This window comes from Variovorax soli NBRC 106424, from assembly GCF_001591385.1.
Classification (GTDB): domain Bacteria; phylum Pseudomonadota; class Gammaproteobacteria; order Burkholderiales; family Burkholderiaceae_C; genus Variovorax; species Variovorax soli.
The window spans coordinates 1-6161 of record NZ_BCUU01000170.1 but is presented as its reverse complement, the minus strand read 5'-3'; the positions used below and the strand labels follow the sequence as shown (position 1 = coordinate 6161).

Annotated in this window: 7 protein-coding genes; 3 read left to right on the top strand and 4 right to left on the bottom strand. The window is 67.1% G+C overall.

Translation table 11 applies throughout. The features are described from left to right. The first annotated feature begins 63 nt into the window (after nucleotides 1–63). The 3 genes from VSO01S_RS25645 (at nucleotide 64) to VSO01S_RS28110 (ending at nucleotide 2410) form a co-directional block, all read left to right on the top strand. Nucleotides 64–1836, top strand: coding sequence for an ABC transporter ATP-binding protein (locus VSO01S_RS25645; RefSeq protein WP_084242127.1), 1773 nt, complete (start codon nucleotides 64–66; stop codon nucleotides 1834–1836). Between the two features lie 107 nt (nucleotides 1837–1943). Next, nucleotides 1944–2231: an SRPBCC family protein gene (locus VSO01S_RS28115; protein WP_245684332.1), complete on the top strand. Its 288-nt coding sequence runs from the start codon at nucleotides 1944–1946 to the stop codon at nucleotides 2229–2231. After that, nucleotides 2228–2410 (top strand): SRPBCC family protein, encoded by a 183-nt coding sequence (locus VSO01S_RS28110; RefSeq protein ID WP_245684331.1) that lies wholly within the window; start codon nucleotides 2228–2230, stop codon nucleotides 2408–2410. Before VSO01S_RS28115 ends, VSO01S_RS28110 begins: the two co-directional genes overlap by 4 nt. A 143-nt stretch (nucleotides 2411–2553) precedes the next feature. On the opposite strand, the gene VSO01S_RS25635 is transcribed toward VSO01S_RS28110, so the two are convergent. The 4 genes from VSO01S_RS25635 to VSO01S_RS25620 are packed head-to-tail and all read right to left on the bottom strand — an operon-like array spanning nucleotide 2554 to nucleotide 5855. Then, nucleotides 2554–2988, bottom strand: coding sequence for an acyl-CoA thioesterase (locus VSO01S_RS25635; RefSeq protein WP_068645594.1), 435 nt, complete (start codon nucleotides 2986–2988; stop codon nucleotides 2554–2556). Nucleotides 2989–3010: 22 nt separating this feature from the next. Further along, entirely contained in the window at nucleotides 3011–4309 is a 1299-nt protein-coding gene (locus VSO01S_RS25630) for a TRAP transporter large permease (protein ID WP_068645593.1), read from the bottom strand. Then, the gene (locus VSO01S_RS25625; protein ID WP_068645592.1) at nucleotides 4306–4854 is read right to left on the bottom strand and encodes a TRAP transporter small permease; all 549 of its coding nucleotides are present in this window, start codon (nucleotides 4852–4854) and stop codon (nucleotides 4306–4308) included. The genes VSO01S_RS25630 and VSO01S_RS25625 overlap by 4 nt, the downstream gene beginning before the upstream one ends. Further along, nucleotides 4851–5855 carry a TRAP transporter substrate-binding protein gene (locus VSO01S_RS25620; protein ID WP_068645595.1) on the bottom strand — a complete coding sequence of 335 codons (1005 nt, stop codon included), beginning with the start codon at nucleotides 5853–5855 and terminating at the stop codon, nucleotides 4851–4853. Before VSO01S_RS25620 ends, VSO01S_RS25625 begins: the two co-directional genes overlap by 4 nt. Nucleotides 5856–6161 lie beyond the last annotated feature (306 nt).

Below are 6161 nucleotides of genomic sequence, written 5' to 3'. Positions count from 1 at the left end.
GTTGCCGCGCGAGGCGCAGTGGCTCGCGCCGGCGCTCGGCTTCCTGCAGCGCGCTGCACAGCGATGAACACGGCGCCCACCACCGCGGTCCGCGAGCTCTATGGCGCCTTGTGGCGCCATGCCGAAGGCGTGCGGCAGCAACTGGTGGGCGCGATGTCGCTGCTCGGCCTCGCACAGGTGGTGCGACTGGCCGTTCCGTGGCTGGCGGGGCAGGCCATCAATTCGCTGCAGGCGGGCAACTACCGCGGCTCGGGCGGCTGGATCGCCGCGCTGTCGGGCATGTACCTGCTGTCGTGGCTGCTGCACGGGCCGGGGCGCGTGCTGGAGCGCAACGTGGCGCTGGCCGTGCGCGGGCGGCTGGCCGACGGGCTCTATGTGCGCCTGTCGTCCGCGCCGCTGGCCTGGCACGACACGCATCACTCGGGCGAACTGCAGCACCGGGTGCACCAGGCCAGCCGGGCGCTGTCGGACTTCGCGCAGAACCAGTTCATCTATCTGAGCAGCCTGGTGAGTTTTGTCGGACCGCTGGTGGCGCTGAGCCTGCTGTCGCGCACGAGCGGCATCGTGGCCGTCGTCGGCTACGTGGTCATCGCCCTGATCGTGCTGCGCTTCGACCGCGCGCTGATGCGGCTCGCGCGTTTGGAGAACGATGCCGACCGGCGCTACGTGGCCGCCTTGCTCGACTTCCTGGCCAACACATCGACGGTGATCGGCCTGCGCCTGGCCCAGGCTTCGCGCCGGCTGCTGGGCAATCGCATGGCGGCCATCTTCGTGCCGCTCAAGCGCACGGTGGTGCTCAACGAGGCCAAGTGGTTCGTGGTCGACCTGCTGGGCCTGGCGCTCACCTGGGGCCTGGTGGTGATCTACGTCTGGCAGTCGCGCGTGCCCGGCCAGGCGGTCATGCTCGGCTCGGTCTTCATGATCTACCAGTACGCGCAGCAGACGGCCGGCGTGGTGAGCTCCATGGCGTCCAACTTCCAGTCCTTCGCGCGCATGCACACCGATTTCGGCAGTGCCGAGCCGATCTGGACCGCGCCGTCTCGCGAAGCCGAGCCGGCGGCCGAAGAGATCGACCCGGGCTTCGGCTGGCAATCCATGCAGATCGACCAGCTCACCTGGCGCTACCGGCCGCGCGGCCCGGCCGCGGCCGACACCACGGAGCGCGTGCCCAGCGGCCTGCACGGCATCGGCTTGACTTTGCGCCGCGGAGAGCGCGTGGCGCTGGTGGGCCCCAGCGGCGGCGGCAAGAGCACGCTGCTGCGCGTGCTGGCGGGGCTGTACGTGCCGGGCGGCGGCACCCTGCATTTCGACGGCGAACCGATGCCCTGGTCGCGCCTTCGCCAGATCGCGACGCTCATTCCGCAGGAAAGCGAAATCTTCGAGGCCAGCGTGCGCGAGAACCTCAGCTTTGGCGAACCGCGTGACGACGAGACGCTGCACGAGGTGCTGCATGCCAGCACCTTCGACGAGGTGCTGGCGGCCACGCACGGAGACCTCGAGACGCCGCTGTCGGAAGGCGGCTTCAACCTCTCGGGCGGCCAGCGCCAGCGCCTGTGCCTGGCGCGGGGCATGCTGCTGGCGCGCGGCAGCTCGCTGCTGCTGCTGGACGAACCCACCAGCGCCCTGGATGCCGCCACCGAGGCGCGTGTGCTGCAGCGCATGTCGCAGGCCTTTGCCGATGCCTGCATCATCGCCTCGGTGCACCGCCTGAGCCTGCTGGAGCGATTCGACTCGGTGCTGCTGATGGAAGCCGGCCGCATCGTCGACCATGGGCCCAGCGACGAGGTGCTGGCCCGCCAGCCGGCCCTGCGCGATGCGTTTGCGCGAAGCATCTGACGGCAGTGTGTGTTGCGGGGCCCAAGCCACCGGCCCGTTGGCAGGGGAATAGGATGGCCTGGCAAGGAGGCACATGCCCATGATCACCGATCGCATCGAAAAAAGCCGTGCTGCTGCCCGCGCCGCGCGAGCGCGTGTGGCGCGCCGTCGGCCTGGCGGAAAACTTCGGCAGCTGGTTCGGCGCCGATTTCGGCGGCCCCTTCGTGGCGGGCACGCGGGTGACGGCGGCCATCGAGCCCACCAGCGTGGACCCGGACATCGCGCGCCAGCAGCAGCCCTATGCCGGCAAGCCCTTCGAACTCCATGTGGTCGAAGTCCGGCCGATGGAGAAGTCTCCTTCCGCTGGCATCCGTATGCGGTCGAGGAAGGTGTCGACTACGGCGACGAACCCATGACGCTCATCGAATTCGTGCTCACCGACGCGGAGGGCGGGACCCTGCTTCGCATCTCGGAATCCGGATTCGACCGGTTGCCGCCGGCGCGCCGCAAGGAAGCTTATGCGGCCGAGGAAGGTGGTTGGGCGGCCCAATGCGGGCTCGTCAAGAAGTACCTCGCGCTGCATCCAAACCTGTAGTTGCTCCAGTGCCTCGAAAGAAGGCAATCTGGCGGCAGGCCTTGTCCGACAAGGCTTTTGGAATTCGGCCTACAAGTTTTCCACAAGCTTGTCCCCGTTCTCGGGGGACAGTTTTCGGCAGCGCGCCGCACCGCCAAGGTGCGTCAGGCCAATTGCCTACCACACAAACGCGCGATGTCTTGCGGAATGGGCAGTGCGCGCAAGCTTCCGTCTTCCCGTTTGCCGCCGAAGATGCGCACCTCCTCGCATTCGAGGATGAGCGTGTCGCCGCGCGTGACGGTGTAGCGCTGCACGAAGCTCTTGTCGCGCCACTCCGAAACCTCCGTGGCAATGGACAGGGTGTCGCCGTAGCTGGCGGTGGCGACAAATCGGCTTTGCGTGTTGACCAGCGGCGTGCCGATCACGCCGAGGGTCTTGGCCGTTTCTTCCCAGCGCGGCACGCCGCACTCGGCAAAGAAGTGGCGCGAAGCGGCGTCGATCCAGCGGAAGAAATTCGGAAACCACACGATGCCCGCCGGATCGCAGTCGCCGAACTCGACCCGCACGGTGTAGATGACTGTCTTGCTGTTGTTGCTCATGCCTGGATTGTCTTTGGCTCGGCTACATGTGCGAGGGCAGCCACAGCGCCAGCATCGGGAATGCGATGATGATGGCCAGGCGCAGCAGGTCGGTCACGATGAAGGGCGCCACGCCGCGGAAGATGGTGGCGAAGCTCACGTCATGCACCACGCTCTTGATGACGAACACGTTCATGCCCACCGGCGGATGGATCAGGCCCAGTTCCACCGTCATCACGATCACAATGCCGAACCAGATCGGGTCGAAGCCGAGCGCGGTGATCACCGGGAACACGATCGGCACGGTGAGGATGATCATCGCCATCGCGTCCATCAGGCAGCCCAGCAGCAGGTACATGAGCATGAGCACCAGCAGGATGCCGTAGCGCCCCAGGCCCAGGTGCGCAAGAAAGTCGGTGATCTTCTGCGGCGTCTGCGTCACGGTCAGGAAGTAGCCGAACAGCAGCGCGCCGATCAGCACCGTGAACACCGCCGCCGCGGTGCGCGTGGCCGAGAGCAGCGCCTCGCGGATCTTGGCCCGGTCCAGCCGCTTGCGCGCCAGGCCCAGCAGGAAGGCGCCGCTGGCGCCCACGCCGCCGGCCTCGGTGGGCGTGAAGAAGCCGCCGTACAGCCCGCCGATCACGAACACGAACAGCAGCACCGGCGCCCACACGTTCTTCAGGTCGGCCGAGCGCTCCGCCCAGCTTCGAAGCTCGCCGCGCGGCAGCCAGTCGGGCCGCACGCGCACGATGATGGCGATGGTGATCACGTACATCGCGATGGCCAGCAGGCCCGGCACGATGCCCGCCATGAACAGCTTGCCGATGTCCTGCTCGGTGAGGATGGCGTACACCGCCAGCACGGTGGAAGGCGGCAGCATGGCACCCAGCGTGCCGCCGGCCGCGATCACGCCGGTGGAAAACGACTGCGGGTACTTGAAGCGCCGCATCTCCGGATAGGCCACGCTGGAAAACGTGGCGGCCGTGGCCACCGACGAACCGCTGATGGCGGCAAAGCCGCCGCAGGCCAGCACCGTGGCCACGCCGAGGCCGCCGCGCAGGTGGCCGATCATCGAGTTGGCCGCCTTGAAGAGTTCGCGGCTTACGCCAGAGACGGTGACCAGCGCCCCCATGAGCATGAACATGGGAATCACGCCGAAGGTGTAGTCCGACACGGTGCGCAGCGAGGTCTGGCCCACCAGTTTGAGCGCGGGCCACACGCCCACCACGTAGCTGTAGCCCACCACGCCCACCAGGCCCATGGCCATGCCCACCGGCACGCGAAGAAGCATCAGCGCGAACAGCGCCACAAAGCCGAGTGCGGCCACGAGATCGGTGCTCAATTTTTTTCCTCGGTCGGGCCGGCTTCCTCGTAGCCGCGGTCATGCAGTTTCTCGGGCGCGACGATCAGGCGCCAGGTGCGCACGGTGATGAGGATCACCGCGCAGAAGTCGCCCGCCCACGCCACCGCATAGAAGGGCCAGGTGGGCAGGTTCAGGTCGTAGGTGAGCACGTTGTCGATGCGCGTGAGCCGCACCTTGTCGAACAGCATGGCCGTCTGCATCACCACGAACACCAGCAGCATCAGCGTGGCGAACACGTCGATGGCGCGCTTGGCCTTGGGGCCCACCGCGCTCCACACCAGGTCCACCGTGATGTGGCCGCCGCGGTAGCTGGTGGCCGCGATGCCCCAGAAGATGAGGATCGACAGCAGCATGCGCCCGAAGTCGTAGGCATCGGGAATGGAGGTGCTGAAGAACTTGCGCAGCACCACCGACACGAAGATGTTCAGCGCCACCAGCCCCACCGAGATGGCCGCGAGCCACTCGATGGTGTTGATGATGCGGTCGGTGACGGATTCGCGCGCGCCTTGCGGCTGCTGCGTCACAGCGCCGCCTTGTACTTGGCCAGCGATGCCTTCAGGCCGTCGAGCACGGCCTTCGGGTCTTGTCCGGTCTTCTTCACGCCCTCGGCCCACTGGGCTTCCACCGGGGCCACGGCCTTGCGCCAGGCGTCCAGCTGCTCGGGCGTGAGCTTGTAGACCTCGTGCCCGGCTTCGGCGGCGATCTTGCCGCGCCCGGCCGCCTCGTACTCGGCCCAGGGGCCGGCCACCTTCTCGGCCCATTCGCTGGTGCAGTGGTCGTCGATGACCTTCTTCTGCGCGGCCGACATGCTGTTGTACTTGTCGAGGTTGAGCGCCCACACGAAAGGCGTGACGTACAGCGGCGCGTCCATGTGGTACTTCACCACCTTGTCGATGCCGAACAGGATGATCGAGCCCCACGGGAAGGTGATGGCGTCGGCCACGCCCTTTTCCAGCGCGTCGCGTGCGGCCGGCGCCGAGGCCTGCACGTTGGTGCCGCCGAGCGAGGTGACCATCTGGCCGATGGTGCTGGTGGCCGGGCGGATCTTCATGCCGTTCACGTCGGTGGGCAGGGTGATCTTCTTGCGCGCATGGAAGGTGCCGGGGTCGTGCACGAACGCGAAGCAGACCTTCACGTCCTTCATTTCCTTGGCGGCGTACTGCTTGTACCAGGCGTCGATGGCGGCCGAGCCGCTCTTGCCGTTGGAGAACAGGAAGGGCAGCGAGGCACCCGCCATGATGGGAAAGCGGCCCGGCTGGTAGCCGGGGTTGATGTAGGCCGCATCGGCAATGCCATCGCGCGCCATGTCGTAGTGGTCGAAGGCCTTGCCCAGCTGCTCCGAGGGAAAGAGCTGCGCGGTGATGGTGCCGCCCGAGGCTTTCTTGATGTCGTCGGCCCAGGCCTGCAGCGCGGGGTTGAGGGGATGCTGCGCGGGCACCCAGCTGGACATCTTGAGGTTGACCGGTTTGTCCTGCGCGTGGGCCGGTGCGCCTGCCACCAATGCCGCGGCTGCCGCCACGAACATCGCGGCACGCAGGGCGCGAGGCGACGAAGAATTGTTGTTGTGCTGCTGGCTCATGCGTTTGTCTCCTTGTGATTCGCGAACTGGGTGAACGGTCAGGATTTGGTTATTTTTCATAAGCTGTATCGCGCCTGCATCGGCGTTTACCTTGAGGCCGCGTGCGGCTGCTGCTTCTGCTGCTGCACTTGCGAGGGCGGGCGCTTCATCCAGCGGATGGGCTGCGGCACCACCGGGCGCGGCGGCGCGCCGTGGCGCAGGAGTGCGGCATCGAGCGCCTTGCCGCCTTCGTCCTGCAGCGCGGCCTCGCGT